The 19,273-nt window shown below is 63.7% G+C and carries 21 protein-coding genes and 1 pseudogene; 15 read left to right on the top strand and 7 right to left on the bottom strand.

Annotated elements, in window-relative coordinates; translation table 11 throughout:
- Positions 1-113: 113 nt before the first annotated feature.
- Positions 114-1,490 carry a cytochrome P450 gene (locus SLQ31_RS22045; RefSeq protein WP_319436193.1) on the top strand — a complete coding sequence of 459 codons (1,377 nt, stop codon included), beginning with the start codon at positions 114-116 and terminating at the stop codon, positions 1,488-1,490.
- Here the strand turns inward: SLQ31_RS22045 and msrA are convergent.
- The gene (gene msrA, locus SLQ31_RS22040; protein ID WP_319436192.1) at positions 1,487-1,996 is read right to left on the bottom strand and encodes a peptide-methionine (S)-S-oxide reductase MsrA; all 510 of its coding nucleotides are present in this window, start codon (positions 1,994-1,996) and stop codon (positions 1,487-1,489) included. The genes SLQ31_RS22045 and msrA overlap by 4 nt on opposite strands.
- On the bottom strand, positions 1,993-2,454 hold the full coding sequence (msrB, locus tag SLQ31_RS22035) for a peptide-methionine (R)-S-oxide reductase MsrB (RefSeq protein WP_319436191.1): 462 nt from the start codon (positions 2,452-2,454) through the stop codon (positions 1,993-1,995). Before msrB ends, msrA begins: the two co-directional genes overlap by 4 nt.
- A 202-nt stretch (positions 2,455-2,656) precedes the next feature.
- Between msrB and SLQ31_RS22030 the strand changes: the two genes are divergently transcribed.
- From SLQ31_RS22030 to SLQ31_RS21985, 10 genes are all read left to right on the top strand, one after another.
- Positions 2,657-3,631 (top strand): GGDEF domain-containing protein, encoded by a 975-nt coding sequence (locus SLQ31_RS22030; protein WP_319436263.1) that lies wholly within the window; start codon positions 2,657-2,659, stop codon positions 3,629-3,631.
- A gap of 57 nt (positions 3,632-3,688) precedes the next feature.
- The gene (locus tag SLQ31_RS22025; protein ID WP_319436190.1) at positions 3,689-4,189 is read left to right on the top strand and encodes a nuclear transport factor 2 family protein; all 501 of its coding nucleotides are present in this window, start codon (positions 3,689-3,691) and stop codon (positions 4,187-4,189) included.
- The gene (locus SLQ31_RS22020) at positions 4,186-5,205 is read left to right on the top strand and encodes an NAD-dependent epimerase/dehydratase family protein (RefSeq protein ID WP_413642714.1); all 1,020 of its coding nucleotides are present in this window, start codon (positions 4,186-4,188) and stop codon (positions 5,203-5,205) included. Before SLQ31_RS22025 ends, SLQ31_RS22020 begins: the two co-directional genes overlap by 4 nt.
- Before the next feature lie 194 nt (positions 5,206-5,399).
- A complete protein-coding gene (locus SLQ31_RS22015) occupies positions 5,400-6,191 on the top strand; it encodes a class I SAM-dependent methyltransferase (protein WP_319436261.1) in 792 nt (263 codons plus the stop codon).
- Between the two features lie 33 nt (positions 6,192-6,224).
- A complete protein-coding gene (locus SLQ31_RS22010) occupies positions 6,225-7,121 on the top strand; it encodes a tyrosine-type recombinase/integrase (protein ID WP_319436189.1) in 897 nt (298 codons plus the stop codon).
- A 165-nt stretch (positions 7,122-7,286) separates the two neighbouring features.
- Positions 7,287-7,499 (top strand): hypothetical protein, encoded by a 213-nt coding sequence (locus SLQ31_RS22005; RefSeq protein ID WP_319436188.1) that lies wholly within the window; start codon positions 7,287-7,289, stop codon positions 7,497-7,499.
- A complete protein-coding gene (locus tag SLQ31_RS22000) occupies positions 7,499-7,783 on the top strand; it encodes a hypothetical protein (protein WP_319436187.1) in 285 nt (94 codons plus the stop codon). The genes SLQ31_RS22005 and SLQ31_RS22000 overlap by 1 nt, the downstream gene beginning before the upstream one ends.
- Complete coding sequence (locus tag SLQ31_RS21995; RefSeq protein ID WP_319436186.1) at positions 7,780-7,911, top strand: hypothetical protein; 132 nt, start codon at positions 7,780-7,782, stop codon at positions 7,909-7,911. The genes SLQ31_RS22000 and SLQ31_RS21995 overlap by 4 nt, the downstream gene beginning before the upstream one ends.
- 449 nt (positions 7,912-8,360) lie before the next feature.
- Positions 8,361-9,071: a hypothetical protein gene (locus SLQ31_RS21990; protein WP_319436185.1), complete on the top strand. Its 711-nt coding sequence runs from the start codon at positions 8,361-8,363 to the stop codon at positions 9,069-9,071.
- Positions 9,072-9,505: 434 nt separating this feature from the next.
- Entirely contained in the window at positions 9,506-9,964 is a 459-nt protein-coding gene (locus SLQ31_RS21985) for a hypothetical protein (RefSeq protein ID WP_319436184.1), read from the top strand.
- Positions 9,965-10,938: 974 nt separating this feature from the next.
- Here the strand turns inward: SLQ31_RS21985 and SLQ31_RS21980 are convergent.
- A complete protein-coding gene (locus SLQ31_RS21980) occupies positions 10,939-11,163 on the bottom strand; it encodes a hypothetical protein (protein ID WP_319436183.1) in 225 nt (74 codons plus the stop codon).
- 39 nt (positions 11,164-11,202) lie between these two features.
- Positions 11,203-11,634, bottom strand: a complete 432-nt coding sequence (locus SLQ31_RS21975) for a hypothetical protein (protein ID WP_319436182.1) — start codon at positions 11,632-11,634, stop codon at positions 11,203-11,205.
- Between the two features lie 19 nt (positions 11,635-11,653).
- On the opposite strand from SLQ31_RS21975, the gene SLQ31_RS21970 reads away from it, so the two are divergent.
- Entirely contained in the window at positions 11,654-13,654 is a 2,001-nt protein-coding gene (locus SLQ31_RS21970; RefSeq protein ID WP_319436181.1) for a beta-propeller fold lactonase family protein, read from the top strand.
- A 448-nt stretch (positions 13,655-14,102) separates the two neighbouring features.
- Here the strand turns inward: SLQ31_RS21970 and SLQ31_RS29525 are convergent.
- Together SLQ31_RS29525 and SLQ31_RS21965 are read right to left on the bottom strand one after the other, a co-directional pair.
- Positions 14,103-14,288: pseudogene (locus SLQ31_RS29525) on the bottom strand (hypothetical protein); the annotation flags it as partial.
- A 305-nt stretch (positions 14,289-14,593) separates the two neighbouring features.
- On the bottom strand, positions 14,594-15,067 hold the full coding sequence (locus tag SLQ31_RS21965) for a hypothetical protein (RefSeq protein WP_319436180.1): 474 nt from the start codon (positions 15,065-15,067) through the stop codon (positions 14,594-14,596).
- Positions 15,068-15,218: 151 nt separating this feature from the next.
- On the opposite strand from SLQ31_RS21965, the gene SLQ31_RS21960 reads away from it, so the two are divergent.
- On the top strand, positions 15,219-16,526 hold the full coding sequence (locus tag SLQ31_RS21960; RefSeq protein WP_319436179.1) for a YncE family protein: 1,308 nt from the start codon (positions 15,219-15,221) through the stop codon (positions 16,524-16,526).
- Positions 16,527-16,771: 245 nt separating this feature from the next.
- Here the strand turns inward: SLQ31_RS21960 and SLQ31_RS21955 are convergent, their stop codons facing one another.
- Positions 16,772-18,001 carry a helix-turn-helix transcriptional regulator gene (locus SLQ31_RS21955; RefSeq protein WP_319436178.1) on the bottom strand — a complete coding sequence of 410 codons (1,230 nt, stop codon included), beginning with the start codon at positions 17,999-18,001 and terminating at the stop codon, positions 16,772-16,774.
- 110 nt (positions 18,002-18,111) lie between these two features.
- Between SLQ31_RS21955 and SLQ31_RS21950 the strand changes: the two genes are divergently transcribed.
- Both SLQ31_RS21950 and SLQ31_RS21945 read left to right on the top strand, forming a co-directional pair.
- Positions 18,112-18,312 (top strand): hypothetical protein, encoded by a 201-nt coding sequence (locus tag SLQ31_RS21950; RefSeq protein ID WP_319436177.1) that lies wholly within the window; start codon positions 18,112-18,114, stop codon positions 18,310-18,312.
- Between the two features lie 170 nt (positions 18,313-18,482).
- Positions 18,483-19,034 (top strand): recombinase family protein, encoded by a 552-nt coding sequence (locus SLQ31_RS21945; RefSeq protein WP_319436176.1) that lies wholly within the window; start codon positions 18,483-18,485, stop codon positions 19,032-19,034.
- Positions 19,035-19,273: the final 239 nt, after the last annotated feature.

Below are 19,273 nucleotides of genomic sequence, written 5' to 3'. Positions count from 1 at the left end.
CGGCTCCTTCCGATCGCCGCTACCCCTTGTCAGGGCCTGGTACCGAAGGGTACCGTACCCGACAACCCCGTGGTACAACGCGGTACCACGCCAGTGCTGGGAGGGCCTCACTGATGAGCGAAGCGCCAACCGTCGGAGCCGCAGGGTCGGCGACATTGGGCAGAGAACGTCCGGTCTCTACCGAGCCGAAGCTGCCACCGACCCCCGGTGTCCCGAGTGCCCTGCTCAAGGCGGCGTTCATTGTGGCGCGCAGGCCTACGACAGACTGGCTGAGTCGGCATTACGGGCGCAGCCTCACCCTGCGGGTGCCGGTGTTCGGCAACACCGTCGTGGTGTCGGACCCCGCGCTGACCAAGCAGATCTTCACCACCAGCCCCGACGTGCTGTACAACATCCAGCCCAACCTGAGCCGGCTGCTCGGCAAGGGGTCGGTGTTCGCCCTCGACGGCGTGGAGCACCGGGTCCGCCGCAAGCTTCTCACTCCGCCGTTTCACGGCAAGAGCATCAAGGCCTACGAGCAGATCGTGATAGAGGAAACTCTGCGTGAGGTCGAATCATGGCCGCAGGGAACCGAGTTCGCCACACTCGAGCCGATGATGCACATCACCCTCAACATCATCCTGCGGGCGATCTTCGGCGCTGACGGGTACGAGCTAGAGCGCCTGCGGGACCTGATCCCGCGCTGGGTGACGCTGGGCTCGCGGCTGGCCGTGCTGCCCGCGCCGAAGCGCCAATTGCGCTGGACGCCTTGGGGAAAGCTCTCGGAATACCGTCGCGAATACGAGGGCCTCGTCGACACATTGGTCAGCCGGGCGCACAGCGACCCCCACTTCGAGGACCGCACCGACGTGCTGTCACTGTTCCTGCGCAGCAGCTACGAGGATGGCTCGAAGATGACGCGCGCTGAGATCGGCGATGAGCTGCTGACGCTGCTCGCTGCCGGCCACGAGACCACTGCCTCGACGCTCGCGTGGGCTTTCGAACGGATTTCGCGGCATCCGGACGTGTTGCGCCGCCTGGTCGCCGAGGCCGCGACCGACGACAACACCTATCGCCAGGCCACTATCTTCGAGGTCCAGCGCAACCGGACGGTGATCGACTTCTCCGGCCGCCATGTCATGGCCCCGATCTACGAACTTGGTGAATGGCTTGTGCCGCAGGGCTATTCGGTGATGGTCAGCCTGAACCAGCTGCACGAGAACCCGGAGATGTTCCCCGATCCGAAGCGGTTCGACCCGCAGCGCTTCCTCGATGCCAGGCCCAACACCTTCGCCTGGGTGCCGTTTGGTGGCGGTACCCGTCGCTGCATCGGCGCCGCGTTCGCCAACATGGAAATGGATGTCGTCCTGCGAACGGTATTGCGCAACTTCACGATTGCGACCACGACCGCCCCGGACGAGAAATGGCATTCGCGCGGCGTGGCCTTCACGCCAAAAAAGGGTGGGCGCGTCGTCGTGCATCGACGAAACGCGCCCACCAACCAGTGCTAGACCTGCGCTCGCTTCGGTAGCTTCCAGCCCGCCCGAGGGAAGTGGCAGGTGTAGCCGTTGGGGTAGTGCAGCAGGTAGTCCTGGTGCTCCGGCTCGGCATCCCAGAAGTCGACGGCCGGGGTCACCTCGGTGACCACCTTGCCCGGCCACAGCCCCGAGGCGTCGACGTCGGCGATGGTGTCCAGCGCGACCGTCTTCTGCTCGTCGTCGAGGTAGAAGATCGCCGACCGATAGCTGGTGCCGACGTCGTTGCCCTGCCGGTCCTTGGTGCTCGGATCGTGGATCTGGAAGAAGAACTCCAGCAGCGCGCGGAAGTCGGTCTGGGCCGGGTCGTAGGTGATCTCGATCGCCTCGGCATGACCGGGATGGTTGCGGTAGGTGGGGTGGTCATTCTTGCCGCCGGTGTAGCCGACCCGGGTGGACACCACACCGGGCTGCTTGCGGATCAGGTCCTGCATGCCCCAGAAACAACCGCCGGCCAAAATCGCCGTCTTGTTCTCGCTCACACGTCCTCCTTGGAAGTCTCGAACACACTCTTGTAGTCGCCGTAGCCCTGCGCCTCGAGGTCGTCGAGGTGGATGAACTTCAGCGAAGCGGAGTTGATGCAGTAGCGCAACCCTCCCTCGGCGCGCGGCCCGTCCTTGAAGACGTGCCCCAGGTGGCTGTCGCCACTGGCCGAGCGCACCTCGGTGCGGACCATCAAATGGCTGAAGTCTCGTTTGGTGACGACGTTGGAGGTGTCGATCGGTTTGGTGAAACTGGGCCACCCGGAGCCGCTCTCGAACTTGTCGACCGAGGCGAACAGCGGTTCGCCCGAGACGACGTCGACGTAGATGCCCGGTTCGTGGTTGTCCCAGTACTCGCCCGTGAAGGGACTCTCGGTGCCGTTCTCCTGGGTCACCCGATACTGCTCGGGAGAGAGCGCGGAAACGGCGGTGGGATTGCGGTGATAGTCATGCGCCATGCTTGATTCAACGACGGAGTGCCCTTCGGATACTCCCGTGTCACGAAACCGTCAGAACTGACGCGCGCTGCAGGTCAGCAACCGCGGTGTGACAATTGGCCAGCCGGCAACGAGGTCGGGTCTGATCAGGAAAGCTCGACATGACGCGGCTTCGCCAGACCGGCATTCCGGCGCACACTCGAAACGGGACCGGATGAATCGGGTGAAGCTACTGGCCTACACCGGTAACGACTTCTACGGCGCCCAGCAGATCCGCTTGCTGCGAATCTATTTGGGCCTGACGACCTTCCTATACGTCTACGGCGTCGTGTTCACCATCTGGCCCATCCACAGTGACCTGAAGTACGCGAACCCGACTGGCGGCGTGCTGGCCATCTGCCTGGGTGTCGCGGCGCTGCTGTGGCTGGCCGCCAAGCCGGATAAGCCGGGACCCGCGACGCTGGCGGCCATCGTCGCGACCCCGTTGGTGATGGCCTTCCACATCCTGATGAGCGCCGAGTTCGCCTGCCTGATCGCGCCGATGTTCCTCGCGATGTACCTGCGGGCGTTTTATCCACCCCGGCGGGCCGTGGTGCTGATCGGCCTTCTCACACTGGCTTCGGTCGGGGCGCTGGCTGTCGCGCCGCTGCCCAAGCTTTACATCGACTACCTGATCTGTGTTGTCGCGATTGTCGGGGCGGGGGAATCGTTCGGACTGGTGATGCGCGCCCTGGTCACCAGCGCGTGCACCGACCCGCTGACCGGTCTGCTCAACCGGGCCGGATGGGAAATCGCCACGCGAGATCTCCTGGCGCGCCGGCGATCACCGAAGTCGACCATCACCGTGGTCGTCATGGACCTCGACGGCTTCAAACAGATCAACGACACCCTCGGGCATCTGGCAGGGGACCAGCACTTGGCCGGTCATGCGCGCCGATGGCGCGGCCTCGTGCCGGGTGGTGCTGTGCTCGCCAGGCTCGGCGGCGACGAGTTCGCCGCGTGCATCGCCGAGCACGCTGACCGCGCCGCGTCATCTGCTGAGCGGTTCGTCGCCGACGTCGGGCAACACACTCCCGACACAAGCATCGGGATGGCGTCTGGGCCGGGCCACACCGCGAACATCGCGGCGTTGTACGCGACGGCCGACGCCGAGCTGTATGCCGCCAAGGCCAGGAATCGCCGCAAGACCGACCGCTGAGCCCGAATCGGGACGGATTCTCGACATGCGTACTAGAACTTGTTCTAGTTTGAAGCTGTGGCCCGATTCTCCCGTGAAGAACTGACCGAAGCTTTCGCAACTTTCGAGGCGACGGTCGATGCCGCCGCCCGCAGCCAGGACTGGGACGCCTGGGTGAGTCACTACACCCCCGACGTCGACTACATCGAGCACGCGATGGGCACGATGAAGGGCCGCGACGAGGTGCGTGCCTGGATCACCAAGACCATGGGCAGTTTCCCCGGCAGCTACATGACCGAGTTCCCGTCGCTGTGGTCGGTGTTCGACGAGGAGACCGGCCGGGTCATCTGCGAGCTGGACAATCCCATGCGCGATCCCGGTGACGGCACGATCATCAGCGCCACCAACATCTCGATCGTCACCTACGCCGGTGACGGGTTGTGGTCGCGCCAGGAGGACATCTACAACCCGCTGCGTTTCCTGCAAGCCTCGATGAAGTGGTGCAAGAAGGCCGAGAAGCTGGGCACCCTCGACGACGAGGCGGCCGCCTGGATGCGCGCCAACGGCGGATTCAAGTGAGCGCGCCGAAGCTTGTCATCGGGGCCAACGGCTTTCTCGGTTCGCATGTCACCCGCCAACTGGTCGCCGACGGGCATCAGGTGCGGGTCATGGTGCGGGCCAACGCCTCCACCATCTCGATCGACGACCTGGACGTTCAGCGGTTCGTCGGCGACATCTGGGACAACGCGGTGTTGCGCGAGGCGATGGCCGGTGTCGACGACGTCTACTACTGCGTGGTCGACGCCCGCGGATGGCTGAGTGATCCCGCGCCGCTGTTCCACACCAACGTCGAGGGCACCCGCAACGTCCTCGAGGTCGCGCGGGATGCGGGTCTGCACCGCTTCATCTTCACCAGCAGTTACGTCACCGTCGGCCGCCGCCGCGGCAAGACGGCCAGCGAGACCGACGTCATCGACGAACGCGGCGTGACACCGTACGTCCGCTCCCGGGTGCAGGCCGAGGAGCTGGTGCTGCGCTACGCACGCGAGCACGGCCTGCCCGCGATCGCGATGTGCGTGTCGACCACCTACGGCAGCGGCGACTGGGGTCGCACCCCGCACGGCGCCATCATCGCCGGCGCGGCGTTCGGCAAGCTGCCGTTCGTCATGGGCGGTATCGACCTGGAGGCCGTCGGGGTCGACGACGCCGCCCGCGCGATGATCCTGGCCGCTGAGCGAGGCCGGGTCGGGGAGCGCTACCTGATCTCGGAGAAGATGATCAGCAATGCCGAGGTGGCTCGCATTGCCGCTGTGGAGGCCGGTGTCCCGCCGCCCACGAAGACGATTCCGTTGCCGCTCGCCTACGCGCTGGCAGCGATGGGTACCGCGAAGGCCCGGTTGCAGAAGACCGACGAGAAGCTGTCACTGGGCTCGCTGCGGCTGATGCGCGCGGAGGGCCCGCTGGACCACAGCAAGGCCGTGCGTGAACTCGGCTGGCAGCCCCGCCCTGTGGAAGAGTCGGTCCGGGAGGCTGCCCGCTTCTGGGTCGGGCTGCGCGAGGCCAAACGACAGGCGAAGGCCGCCAAGCCGGACTGAACCGGCGCACAGGCGATTACGTGTTCCACGTATGACACCGTGCATCCTCACTCTGTCCGCCGCCATTCTGATGGCCGCTGTGCTGCTCGTGGTGGCGTGTTCGGCGGGTCCTAAGCCGGTACAGGGCCGAGCGCTCGGGCTAGCCTCGAGGGGTGTCGAAAATCAAGGTCGATCTCAACGGCCCGCCGCAGACGATGCTGGCGACGTTGTACGCGAAAGCCCTTGACGCCGAACGGGAACGGCCCATCCTGGGCGACGTGTGGGCCAGGGATGCGGTGGCGCAGATCGACTACGACTGGACCAAGACGACGATCACCGACCGCAGGTCACCGTCGGTCACCACCCGCTCGTTGCACTTCGACATCTGGGCGCGCCAGTTCCTGGCTTGCCATGACCACGCCGTCGTTCTGCATCTCGGGGCAGGTCTCGATAGCCGCGTGTACCGGCTCGATCCGGGGCCGGGCATCGAGTGGTACGACGTCGATTACCCGTCGATCATGGAACTGCGCGAACAGATCTACCCGTCACGCCCGCGCTATCACCGGATCGCGGCCTCCGTCACCGACCCCGGCTGGCTGGACCAGATTCCCGCCGATCGTCCGGTGCTCGCCCTCGGCGAGGGTCTGACCATGTACCTCACCGAATCGGACGGTATCGCCCTGCTGCGCCGGATCGTGGCGCATTTCCCGTCCGGGGAGCTGCAATTCGACGCGTTCAACCGGTTCGGCATTCGCAGCCAATGGGTCAACAGCGTGGTCCGCCGGTCGGGGTCGACGCTGCACTGGGGCATCGACGGTCCCGGCGAGATCGTCGAGGCGGTGCCGGGCGTGCGTCTGCTGGCCTGGGTCTCCCCGTTTGAGGCAGAGAGCTTTCGCGCCGTATCGCGGGGATATCGGATCCTGGCCCGAGTGATGTCCCGGGTGCCGGCACTGAAGATGATGGCGCAGTATCACCGGTACGCATTCGGCCATGACCTGCACATATAGGTTGCGCAGCGTTAAAACTATAGGATATTCTCTATGTTTGAGCCGCTGCCGCTGTCCGATCTGCTGAAGTCCTGGGTGATCGGACTCAAGGCCGCCCGCAAGAGCCCCTCCACGTTGCGCAGCTATGAGGCCGGGGTGCGGCTGTTCCTGGCGTTCCTGGCCGAGGAGGGACTGCCACCCGAGCTGACCAAGGCCAACGTGCTCGCCTATCTCGCCTCGATGTCCGAGCATGAACCCGCCACCGCATCCAACCGGTTGGCGGCGCTGAAACGCTTCGCCCGCTGGCTGGCTGACGAAGAGGGATTCGATGCGACTGCCGTGCTGGCGATCACACCGCCCAAGCTGGATCAGAAGGCGGTCGCCAGTGTGTCTGACGACGAGCTGCGGTCCCTGCTCAAAGCCTGTGCCGGTGCCGACCTGAGGGACAAGCGCGACAAGGCGATGGTGACGCTGTTCGCCGAGACCGGACTGCGGGCCTCGGAGTTGCTCAACCTGACCATCGCCGATCTGGATCTGCCCACCACCACCGCGCACGTCGTGCGGGGCAAGGGTGGTAAAGGCAGGCGGGTGAAGTTCTCGGCCTCCTGTGCCGCCGTGCTGGACCGCTACCTGAGGGCACGACGGGCTGCCGGTAACCCCGCTGACCGTGGACCACTGTGGGTCAGCCCCAAGGGGGCGCTGGGTTATCCCGGCCTGGTGTACTCCCTGGGGCTGCGTGCCCAGATCGCTGGGGTGAAGGACTTCCACGTCCACCGCCTGCGTCACAGCATGGCCGTCAAGTGGCTGAAGGCGGGCGGCAGTGAGGTCGGGCTGATGAGCCAGGCTGGGTGGACCTCGCGGACCATGATCAGCCGCTACACCAAAGCCAGTGGCGAGGCCCTTGCTGCTGCCGAGTTCGACCGGCTTAACCTCGGAATCGAACAGGACTGAAGACACTCTGGCCCAGACCCGATAGGCTAGGGGTCGTAAGTCGAAGGCCATGCAAACGGACTTAGACGCGATTCCAGGTGAGTGAGCGATTACGCCCTGGCCGTCTCTACACAAGCTTTCGAGTAACGCGCACTTTGCGGTGCGCTTATTCGGAAGGTGTTTCCGTTGCCCGTACCCAACACCCCACGTACCCAGGCGCACGCTGAGTATGCGTCCTGGATGGCCCGCAATCCCAACAGCGATGAGGCCCGTGCGGCGGGTCGCACGTTCTTTTTCGTCAAGTCGATGGACCTCCTTCAGGACTGCATCGACCGCTCCCCCTTGCCATTCACCCCAGACCAGCGTGACCAGCTCATCGCCCTCTTGGCGGGTGTCTGATGAGCGCCGCCAAAAAGGTTGCCGCCTACGAATCGTGGTACCGGACCCAGGACCGGACCGCTCGCACAGCAGCGGCCCGTAAGGCCAACCTCGACAAGTTCGAGCACCAGGCTGCCGAGGATGCCAGGGCGATGGGGCTGGATCTCAGTCCTGAGGCGCTGGCCTCCAAGGCTGCCGAACTGCGCAGGATTCACTTCACCGTGCTGGGGATCAAATCGGGACGGGCCCGCCGGGCCAGGTCGTTGAAGGCACGCATCCCCACAGATGGCGGTGAGTCCGCATGACTACCCACGACGGACCTGCGACCGACCAGATCGCCCGGGACCTGCTGGAGGACTTGCAAATTCGCGGCGCACATGAGCGCCCCGATGATCCGCAGCTTCTACACTCTCCCGAGATCGAGGACAGCTAGTGAGTCGCCTCGCACCATCACACCCCGAAATGCCCTCCAGTGCCTCAGATCACGCCACCGGAAGCAGTAATCGCCCTTCTCGTGGAGCGATCACCTGCGTCCGCTGTGGCTCCTTCTGGACCGGACTGAATTCCTGTCACTGTGGGAGTTGTCATCAAACATTCACCGGCATCCGCGCCTTCGACATGCATCGTGCTGGTTCACATAGCCGCGGCACCCGTCATTGCGTAGACCCGGCCAACGTCGGGCTGATTCCCGCCGACAAGCCGTGGCCAGGATGGTCACGTCCGGGAACCTGGACCGGCCCGCCCTCTGGTAACGGCGGTGAGGAGCCATGAGGCCCCCGACATGGAGAGGGCCGCTCGGTTGTCTCGCCAAGCGGCCACTCATCCCAATTGCCACCACGGTTCATGAGGAGGCTGCTGCACATCATATGCGGTTGCCCGCATATGAGTGGCAGCGTCATGGCCGATGACGACGACCTCATTGGTGCCCCCATCGACCATTCACTGGGCTATCTGCAGGATCTGCTGCACTTCGGCATCCCCGAGCGCAAGCACCCCACCGACACGATGGTCTGGGGTGCATTCGTGAGGATCGCCATGAGCGCCCAGCGCCGTGGCTGGGGCCAGATCGAGTTCGAGAACGAGGTCACCGCCGAGCGCAAGATGAAGGGGCGCTGGCGCAAGCACAAGCTGTGGGTGCAGCACACCGAACTGAACCGGACCCCGGAGCGGTCCCTGGACAAGGCGTGGCAACAGGCTGCCTTGCACCTGCGCGGTGAGGGACTGAGCACCTGCGAGGACATCGCGGACCAGGCAGTGGAGACGGCCCTGCACTGGGAGGACCGGCTGACCTCGGGGGTGGACGGTCTTGATGACATCGACATCCTGGTGATGGACTATGTCATCGTCTGGACCCAGAAGCGTCGGTACGCCCAAGTCACCTGTCCCAAGCGTGAGGTTGGCCTCCACGCCGGTGTCCACGAGAACGTCGCCATCTACCGGCTGAAGCGGTTGGCCAAGCGGGGGCTGCTGGTCAGGTACTCAACCGGTTACGCCGCCAAGAAGAAGCTCAACGACGAGGGCAAGTGGGAGCCGTGCGGGGGAAGGGCAGCCATCTACTGTCTCACCGACCCCTTCACCGGTGGATCACCCTGACGGTATGTCCATAAGAGTCTTTGGAGACATATATGGACAACATCCCGAGTTGTCCCGCTGGAGGGCAGGGGGGTTCCGTCTGGCTGGGGCTTTGGTCAGTGCTTCGCGGGGGTCCGGTGATTGACCCGCATCCCCCGCCTGCCACCCCCGGTGTCCCTGTGGCACACCTACTCCGGTGGCCCATCCCCCGATCACTCCCCACCTCGGTGGGGTGCGGCTACCGGTGACGCCTTGCCATTGATGTGCCGAGGCTCCCAGGCCCTGATGGCCAAGCACAGCTGAGGCGGAATCACCCCATCCCCCTTGCTTATCGAGGCCCGCGGGACCCTGCACCACGCCTGGACCGAGCCATCGCAGCGCCTTAGGGTTCCATTCGACTGAGGCAGGATCTGCATGCATGGCCCCGATCCTGCCAAAACGTTATCGTGAGGGTTATGACGCCTGACCAGGCCGGGGGACCGCACCATCACGCCATATCCAAGGATGACGCCCAGGTGGTGGCGGACACCATGCGTGCAGAGGTAGGGCTGCCACCGCAGGATGACACCACGATGATGAGGGCGGCTGAACCGGTGAGGACCGACCTCCTGCGCAGAGAGCCCCGGTGTCGGATATGCCGTGAAGAGTCCCTGCGCATCGAAGTGAACGCCATGCTGGACTGGCGCGGAGTCCCCACCTTTGAGAAAGGCGGCAAGAGCCACCGAGTGACCTACGCAGAGATTTTTCGTGACTTGGAGCCACTCAACGAGGGCCGCGACAAGAAGGACCTAATCACGTACTCCGCGCTGTGGAATCATGCTCGGCTTCACTACAACCTTGCCGGGGTGGCGTCCTACTTGAGTGCCCAGTTGGACAAGAAGCTGAGGAAGGGTCTGAGCCGTAAAGCGGTGTAGGCCTACAGAATAGCTATAGAGAAACTGGCATTAAGTACGAAGGAAATTGATCCCGGGTTACCCAACTTGTGTTGCGCTACAGGCTCAATCGGTCGCGAGAGCGGATTCAGCAAGCCAGCGCCAAGGCCCCCCAAGGTGACAGGTGAGCTGCCTGGCCACCAGTGCATGACCGCCGCCATGAGGTCCAGGCGGCCCCTGTCGATCAGCAACCGCAGCCTTTGACAGGCTGGTTGTTACGACCTATTGCCTGAGTGCTTTTCACGGCCACGGACAACGGCCGGGCTGCGGCCTAACGGCATCAAACAACACGCGGCAAGCACGATCAAGACAACTGGAGATTGGGATTACGTGCGAATCTGATCTCCACCCGCCACGGCGGCAACTCCCAAGAAGGGTGACCGTCCTGATGAACCGAGCACATTTATACCGATTCGAGCTGGAAGACGACTGGCCCGTCCCAGCTGTGCGGGGGCACCAACGACATCGTGCGCGTACAAGAATTCAAACCAACATATTTCCGCACGAGATGGAACGCCAAAGGCCGACTGATCGAAGCGAAGCTCATGGGAGAGAGAGTCGGAGGTGGGCGGGCGCTGGCCTGGATGTTTTTACCGACCTTCTCCGATCTGCCTCCGCAGGTTAGGAAGGAGTTGGTGTCGTATTGCATCCAGAACGGCCTGACCATTGCCGGAATGCCGGGTGAAGCCACTCACCTGTCGTGGTCGGCAACGTACGGAGCCAGCTAAACGTAAATTGACACGAATGCCATTTTCTTCATACGGTTCGCTAGAACCAGCAAACGACCCGCCGCCCCGGAGGCAGCCACGGGTCGCCACTGTGCTGTACGACTCACAGCGCTGAGCGCCGTCAGCGATGCACAGCACGATTAAGGAAAGCAGGGGCAATTCGATGGCGGGTGGGCATCGGTCGCACAAGCGGGCCAAAGCAACAACGAAGCGCAAGGCGAATGCGCGTCATGCCAAGCCACAACGCGCCGAGGCGTACACCTGGCTGGGTGCGGGTGCGCTCACCCTGGGTCTGGGCGCGGCCATGGCGAGCGGATCTTGCATTGCCCACGCCGACGACACCGGCTCCGACACTGCCTCCTCGCCGAGCAGCAAGGCCAACGGCTCGCCATCCACTGTGAGGTCGACCAGCGTGGGCAGCGGACCCAAGGCCACCAAGACCGCCGATACCACCGGCAGCTCTAGTGCAGCTCACGGCGCAGCGGCACCGGATCACACAATCCCATCGAGCACGGTGTCCTCGACCGGCGGCAACGTGTCCTCGGCGACGACCACCTCCACAGCGTCACGCTCGACGAGTTCCCCGCAGCCCGGATCGACCACAACCAATACACCCGGGGCATCCAGCACCGCCACACCCGCGATGATGACCAGCGTTGTAACGCAACCCAGTACGACCAGCACCCCAATCACAGGCACGACCGCCGTCAACACGGGCAATCCTGACGTGCCGACAACACTCGTTGCAGCCCTTGCGACACCGACGGTTGCGACGAACACCCTTGCGGCACCCTCGATCACCCCAACCGCTGCGGCGTCGGGGACACCGACCCCGCTGGCTTCGACCGCACCCACCGCGAACGCGGTGACACCCAGCCAAACCCTCGCCGTCCAAACCACGGCGGCACCCGTCGCAAACAGCACGCCACCGTCGATGGCCCAGATGCTGCAACACGCTTTGTTCAACAAGACCCCAACCGCCAACCCGGCGCAGTCTCCCGGACATTCCGCCGCCGGAGTCGTCACCGGCAACCTCAACGCCAGCGACCCCAACGGCGATCAGGTGACCTACACCGTCACCCAGCAGCCCACACACGGCAGCGTGGTGGTGAACCCCGACGGCAGGTACACCTACACCCCGAACAACACGGATCTGGCGAACTTTGGCGGACCGGATCACTTCACGGTTTCCGTCGACGACGGCACCGCCTACCGGACTACCGATGTCGCTGGTGCGATCCTCGGACTCTTCCATTCGCTGGCCCAAGCAATCGGACTCAGCGGGCCTGATACCAAAACTGTCACCGTCACCGTCAGCGATCCGGGAACGCCGATTGTCGGAACCCCCATGGTGGGCGTCCCGAGCTGGGCTGGGGGTACGGGGTCAGTCCTTGTCACCGCAGTGTTCACTGACCCCGCAGGCGGCGACCTGAACTACAGCGCACCCACCACCAGCACCGGCGGCGGCAGCGTCGTGTACAACGGCTCTGACCCCGGCCTGCCATATTTCGTGTACACCCCGAGCGCCGCCCAAATTGAAGCCGCGACACCGACGAGCACCGACACCTTCACCATCACCGCCTCCAACGGCTGGCACACGGCCACCCAAACTGTCACTGTCCCGGTCATCCAAGACATCCCGTCAGCCACCGACAACAGCGGTGCGTTTGGCGGCGAATACAACTCCATGGTCGACGGATCGGTCAGGGGCCAGGTGCAGTTCCGTGATCCGGCCGGTCACCCGCTGACCATTAGCGTCCCTTCCAGCAGCACCGGTGGGGGCACCATCCAGTACTCCCCCTTCCCCGAGGGCCCGATTGCGGGGGGGAGTTTCACATACATCCCCACTCAGGCTCAACGTCGTGCCGCCCAGACCGCTACCGGCACCGTCTTCGACACCTTCACCGTCGCCGCCTCCAACGGGGTGCATACCACCACTCAAACAATTATCGTCCCAGTCCTACCTTCACCTCCTCCCACCGCGACCGCCACCGTCCCTGTCGGCAACGATCCGTCCGAGGTGGCCCTCAGCCCTGACGGCAGCAAGCTCTACGTCACTAACTTGAATGACAACACCGTGTCGGTCATCGACACCGCAACGAACAGGGTGACCGCGACCATCCCGGTCGGCAAAGCGCCAGAGGGGGTGGCAGTCAGCCCCAACGGCACCGTTTACGTCACCAACATCAGCGACGGAACAGTGTCGGTTCTCGGCGGCGGAAACGCAGTTACGAAGACAATTTCGGTTCCTGGCTGCGGCGGTTGCACGGGTGGACCAGGACCGAACGCCGTCGCGTTTAGCTCCAATGGTCGCTACGCCTACGTCGCTAAAGTCCCCCCCAACAACACGCGCTACGGAACTGTCTCGGTGGTCGACACCCTCACTTCCGCCGTCATAACTGGCATCACCGTCGGCCCTGCGGGGACCTATCCCCAAGACGTGGCGTACGCCTACACCAGCAGTGGGGAACGGCTTTACGTCGCCAATGTGGGCCCGACTGGCTCCTACGGCACGGTGTCAGTAATCGGGATCACCTACAACGGCAGTACCACACCCACCCTCACCCCCGCCGCCACCATAAATGTCGGAACCAAGGGCAACTTCCCCGTCGCGCTGGCAGTCAGCCCCGATGGCAGCCACGTCTATGTCGTGAACAACTCCGATGGAACAGTGTCGGTGATCAACACCGCCACTAACAGCGTCACCGCCACCATCCCCGTCGGGTCTGGTCCGCAACAGGTGGCGGTAAGTCCCGATGGCACCCGTGTCTATGTCACCAACGGCGCAAGCAATACGGTGTCAGTGATCAACACCAGCACCAACACCGTCACGAATACCATTGAGGTCGGTACTCTCCCGGACGGAATTGCAGTGAGTCCGGATGGACAACACATCTACGTCGCCAACTCCGGCAGTAACACGGTGTCGGTGATCGCCGTTTGACGCTCGATCACCCAGGATGTCGAAGGCGCTCGGTGGCGATAGGCGTGGTCTCGAAAGAGAGCACATCTGCGACACTCGTCGATCCCCTTACGGGGCGGGGGATTCCGCACGTCGCAATGTCTCAAAAGTTAGTCTCACGGCGATGTGTCTCATCTTCCGCCCTGAAGTACTAATGAGGTGCCTGCCCAGACCAAACCGAGGCAGGCAGAAGGGCCGCCGTCATGGCACCGCCTCGGCCCCCTCCGCCGTCGCCTCCTACGCCAACTCGACACTGCAAAATCTGATCCGTACGTTCCGGTCACCTAAAACCCGGACACGGCACGACGCCCGGCATCCCCGCCCCTCCCGCGCCCAGCGCGGCCACCTAATCGGTACTGACGCTCGGGTCGGCTACGACTCTGGGGCTTTTCCAACCGCACGCACGCAGGCATAGGCAGAGAGAGGAGAGGGCCGCCGAGAACTGCGCCAGGGAGTTGTTCTGGGCCTGCTGCTGCAGGGTCTCGCTCTCTTCGAGCCGGTCCTTGATGTGGGTGACCACGTTACGCACGCTGGAGTCGGGGTGATCTCCAGAAAACAGGTCATTGATCTGTGCGATGGCCTCATCAAAGGCACCGTCTCCGGACCGACCTGCTGGAAAGCATGGTGTTGACTCGATTGGTGCGGGCCAAACCGGAGGCGTTCGGGATCGGCGATTCAGGGGCTAAGGGGAATCGACGCCGTTCAGTGGATGCAGCAAAGGGGCAGGTGAACTTTGTTTGGCTAGACAACCTGCATATATTCCCTACCTGCTATTTTTTGGTCGGTACAGGGTGTCGGCTTAACGCAACACGAGGACCGGGGGCGTGAAATGGTCGGTGGCCATCAGGCAGAGATATCGGCGAACGGCAAGGCCCCGCGCACGAGGGGATTCCACCGTGCCGGGCAGCGCCACCGCGAGCCCTACGCCTGGCTCGGGGCGGGTGCGATCACGTTGGGTGTCGGTGCCGCGTTGGCGAGCGGCTCGGGTGTCGCCCATGCTGACGCAGCGGTGTCCGGCAAATCGTCCACGTCAAGAGACACCAGCGACGCCGCGTCATCATCGAACCCCACCAGAAGCGCCGCATCGGCACATGACACGTCCTCAGTGACAAGCAATCCAGAGCGCATGGCACCTCGGCCATCGACCGGTAGCTCCAATACGGCATCGGCCGTTAACGGCAGCATCACCAACTCCACGGGCACGGGCAGTGCTGCGTTGGCGAGGGGCTCGGGTGTCGCCGACTCCACCGGCACCGCCGTGAGTCGGCGGGGCGCGGCCACCGCAGACACAACTGATATCGCCACTAGCACGCCCCAGCGGGCGCTGATACGCGCAACCGCTGCGGCGACGACCACGATCCCCGCTGGTGCTTCGGGCGCAACTGCCCGAAGCATAAGGGTCAGCGCAGCCCCCGCTGCCGTCCCATCGACGGCCGCCAGTGACACCCAGGCTCGGGAGGTAATCGCATCGGTGCAAGCTGCGGTGACCAGGGCCGCTTCAGCGCAAGCGAACCCAATTGTGAGCCTGTTCGCTAGAGTGCTGTCCTTGTTCGGACTGACGGCCCCGACTGCACCCACGAATCCGGTGGGCGCGTTTGTTTGGGGGTTGTTGCGTCAGATCGAATCCGGGCAGGGCTTGATTCCGGTGGCAGGCACCCCCACCATTGGCACACCCGACAGTGTCACCGGGGTCGTGACCGGCACGCTGGGGTTCACCCAACCTCGTGGGCTGCCGCTGACCTACACCGTCACCGGCATGTCCACCGGCGGGGTGGTCACCGTGGATAGCGTCGGGGGCTTCATCTACACCCCGAACCAGGCCCCCCAAGCCGACGCCGTCACCAACACCGATACGTTCACCGTGACCGCAAGCGACGGGTTAGCTGGCACCAACCAAACGGTCACTGTCGCCGTCAATCTTGGCGCTATCTCCGGCCCCGTGACTCGTGGAGCGTATGGGGTCGCGGTCAGCCCCGACGGCCTTGTGCTTTACGTCACCAACGGCTGGGACAGCGCGATACAGGCGTTCAACACGGCCAACAACGACTACCTCGGGGGCTTTAGCGTTCACCACCATCCGACGGGGTTGGCGTTCAGTCCCGACGGGTTTGCCGTCTTTGTCACCGATAACGTCGTCAATACCGTGTCGTATGTTGTCAATGCCGAACAATGGCTGGTTCCGATATCCGGCGGCTGCTGCGGTTATCCGCCCCCGGAAATCCCCGTGGGCAGCGCACCGACCGGGGTCGCGGTCAGCCCGAACGGCAGTTCCGCCGTCTACACCGTCTACGTCGCCAACGCTGCCAGCAACACGGTGTCGGTGATCACGACTGCCACCGACGCCAATTACGGTCTGACGGGCACCGTTACCGCCACCATTCCCGTGGGCAGCGCACCGACCGGGGTCGCGGTCAGCCCGAACGGCAATACCGTTTATGTCGCCAACGGTGGCGGTACGGTGTCGGTGATCAACACCGCCACCAACACCGTCACCACCAGCATCCCCGTCGTCGATGGTGCCAACGGAGTGGCGGTCAGCCCGAACGGCAATACCGTCTACGTCGCCAACGGCGGCAACGCAGTATCGGTGATCAACACCGCCACCAACACTGTCACGGCCAATATCCCAGTGGGCGTGAAGCCGGAGTGGATCGCGGTGAGTCCCGATGGCACCCACGTCTACGTCGCCAATTCCGGGAGCAACACGGTGTCGGTGATCGACACCGCCACCAACACCGTCACGGCCAATATCCCGGTGGGCGTGAAGCCGGAGGGAATCGCGGTGAGTCCCGATGGCACCCACGTCTACGTCGCCAATTCCGGGAGCGACACGGTGTCGGTGATCATCGTTTGACCTCCACTGCCCAGAGGTGCTCCCCGGCGAATCTGGCATGGGCACCGCTGATTCATTTGTCGTCATCAAACGATGCGAATCCGTCGATGGGGACCCCCGGGGCACGGTCAACGGGCGTGGGATCGTGTCACCACCCGGCAAGGCAGTCCGCCATAACGGCGGTCGGCTCAGCAACCAGGAGCCGAGCACGGACGGGTCCGACATGAAACGGACACATCGGAATCCTGGGCCCGGCGATCACGCGCTCATACGAGTGATTCGATGGTGGATTGCGCTTGTTTGAGGACTTCGTCGGCGAACTCGATCAGTTTCTCTCGATCCTCACCACGACTGGCCATGAGTTCTTGAACGTTGATGGTGACGACCGACAACTGGCTGGCGGCAAGGGCGATGAAATCCTTGTAGCGCTGTTGCTCGTCGGGGGACATCGAGTTCCATTGCCGCGGTCGTGGGCCAAGTTGGCCTTCCCATCGTTTGAGTGAGTGTCCACCATGCACGGCGATGTAGTCCAGTGTCTTTGTCGCACGAGGAAGGATGTTCGCGAACGCTTCGAAACCTCTTCGCGTTGCGGCGATCTCCTCATCTGCCGCATCAAGCTTGACCGTGAGTTCTTGTTGTTGCTTGCGGTTGCGTCTGACCATCCAGACCAGACCGCCAACCGTGAGCAGCAGTGCGGGTGCTGCCACGATGCTGGCGAGCAGGGCGGTGCCGCCAGCGACTCCGGCACCCCCAGCGGCCAGCGTGCCCCCGCCCAGCAAGGCCAGCGCAGCGTTTGTCGCAGTTACACCGGACAACCCCGCAATTGCGGCACCAGTCGATGCAGATCCGAAGGACACTGCGGCCATGAAGGTGCCGTAGGCCGCAGCCCCGCCCACAGCGGCACCCGCGAAAGCGCCCCCCGCACCACCGGCAAGCACATGGGCAACCCCGTAGGAGGTGAACCGCTGCCGGTACTGCGCTTCTGCCTGTGCATCGTCGGCATCGTCCACCTGCAGGCCTTTGCGATCTGGTGGAAGTACTCCGTTGATCCCATCAGCGATCTCGATGAACTTCATGAAGAAGTCGTCGCGGGCACGGTCATGGGCCTCGTTGAACTTGTCCCCGAGCTCAGTGATGAGCGTGGTGCGACGTTCGATTTCGTGCTGGATTCGCTTGATCCGATCTTTGATGCGCTCATCGCCAGCCGCTTTCGCTGCCCCGCCGCTGCGCGGCTCGCCCTGTTCCTTCGCTACCTCCAGGGTCCGTTTGGCTGCCTCTGCCTCAAGTTGGCGGGTGCTCAGGCCCAACGCACGGGCGATGCCCTCGAACCGTTCCGGGCTGGGACGTGTTAGTCCGCTCTCGATGCGGGAGATCGAAACACCCGCGCCAGACTTGTACCCAGCCTTGTCGCCTAAATCGTCTTGGGTCATCGGGGGCTTCTTGGCCTCACGATGCTCGCGGATGACCCGGCCCAGCGTCTCCAGTGAGAACTCCATAGAGGCACCTTAGCGCAAGAAGTTAACTTTAGTGTGTTGACATTGACTAATTTAGTCACTAACTTCGTGTTTAGCGAGGTCGCCCGGCCTCCCCATCGAAAGGTCTCGTCATGGCTCGTATCAATACCGCAACGCTGATCGCGCAGGCCGCAATCGTGGGCGACCGTGCAAACTTCGTGCGCCAGGACCCTGCTGTGGTGAAGGCCGCGAAGCAGGCACTGGCCGATTTCATGCAGGCCGGGCGCTCGGCCAACACCCTCTTCCAGGAGACCAGCGCCGCATGGCAGCGCTCCGCTCGGCACAACCGCTGAGCACACCGCGACGACCAATCCGCCATCACGATCACCGCCTGCTCGGTGGGTGAGCTGCTCAGGCCCAACGACTTCACAAACAGGAACACGGCTTCGGTAATCGCGGAGCAATAGACACATCGTGCGACAGGAGCGTGGACATGGAATCAGCGTCAAGCACTGGGACACGGGTGGGCTACACACGAGTAAGCACCATCGCCCAGACCCTCGATCAGCAGAACACCGCTCTGGCCGCAGCAGGGGTCACGAAAACGTTCTCCGACAGCATGTCTGGCGCGAAAGACGACCGTCCCGGCCTTGCTGCGTTGATGGAGTACGTCCGTGACGGGGACACCGTGGTGGTCTGGAAGCTCGACCGGCTCGGTCGCAACACCCTGCACATCCTGGAGACCGTGAAGGCACTCACCGATGCTGGGGTCACCCTGATCTCCACCACTGATGGCATTGACTCGTCAACTGCGGCGGGGCGCATGGTGATTGGTGTCTTAGCGAGTATGGCGGAGTTCGAACGGGAACTGATTAAGGAACGCACTGCGCTGAAGCGGGCAGTCTCCCGTGCCAACGGCACCAAATTCGGGCGACGCATCAAAGTCTCCGACCCAGTCCACATAACTACCGCGAAGCGGATGAAGGCTGACGGGCATACCGCCCGCGATGTCGCCAAATACCTTGGTGTCAGCCGGGCAACCTTGTATCGCTACCTCGCTGAGGAAGCGGCGTAACCCCCTAGTGGGGGCAGCCATATCGCTTCACCCCCGTCGGGGACACCGACCAAACCTGCACTCCCCCGTCGGGGACACCCTGCTTCCTGCGTCGCGGGGACTAACGAATCTGCTCCCCCGTCGGGGACAGAATCACACCTTCCCCCGTCGGGGACAGACAACACCGACCACTGAGCCCCGTTGGGGGGCATTGACATTCTGATTCGCCCCCGCCAGGGGCATGCCCACTTGTCAGTGGG

Source organism: Mycobacterium sp. RTGN5, from assembly GCF_033804465.1.
In the GTDB taxonomy this organism is placed as follows: Bacteria; Actinomycetota; Actinomycetes; order Mycobacteriales; family Mycobacteriaceae; genus Mycobacterium.
Note: the sequence above shows the minus strand (reverse complement) of the source record. Positions and strands in the feature narration are given on the sequence as shown.

Coding starts and splice junctions, on each gene's coding strand:
- SLQ31_RS22045 (WP_319436193.1), top strand. CDS start 114: ATGAGCGAAGCGCCAACCGTCGGAGCCGCAGGGTCGGCGACATTGGGC.
- msrB (WP_319436191.1), bottom strand. CDS start 2,454: ATGGCGCATGACTATCACCGCAATCCCACCGCCGTTTCCGCGCTCTCT.
- SLQ31_RS22015 (WP_319436261.1), top strand. CDS start 5,400: ATGCTGGCGACGTTGTACGCGAAAGCCCTTGACGCCGAACGGGAACGG.
- SLQ31_RS22010 (WP_319436189.1), top strand. CDS start 6,225: ATGTTTGAGCCGCTGCCGCTGTCCGATCTGCTGAAGTCCTGGGTGATC.
- SLQ31_RS22000 (WP_319436187.1), top strand. CDS start 7,499: ATGAGCGCCGCCAAAAAGGTTGCCGCCTACGAATCGTGGTACCGGACC.
- SLQ31_RS21995 (WP_319436186.1), top strand. CDS start 7,780: ATGACTACCCACGACGGACCTGCGACCGACCAGATCGCCCGGGACCTG.
- SLQ31_RS21990 (WP_319436185.1), top strand. CDS start 8,361: ATGAGTGGCAGCGTCATGGCCGATGACGACGACCTCATTGGTGCCCCC.
- SLQ31_RS21985 (WP_319436184.1), top strand. CDS start 9,506: ATGACGCCTGACCAGGCCGGGGGACCGCACCATCACGCCATATCCAAG.
- SLQ31_RS21970 (WP_319436181.1), top strand. CDS start 11,654: ATGCTGCAACACGCTTTGTTCAACAAGACCCCAACCGCCAACCCGGCG.
- SLQ31_RS21965 (WP_319436180.1), bottom strand. CDS start 15,067: ATGCTTCGGGCAGTTGCGCCCGAAGCACCAGCGGGGATCGTGGTCGTC.
- SLQ31_RS21955 (WP_319436178.1), bottom strand. CDS start 18,001: ATGGAGTTCTCACTGGAGACGCTGGGCCGGGTCATCCGCGAGCATCGT.
- SLQ31_RS21950 (WP_319436177.1), top strand. CDS start 18,112: ATGGCTCGTATCAATACCGCAACGCTGATCGCGCAGGCCGCAATCGTG.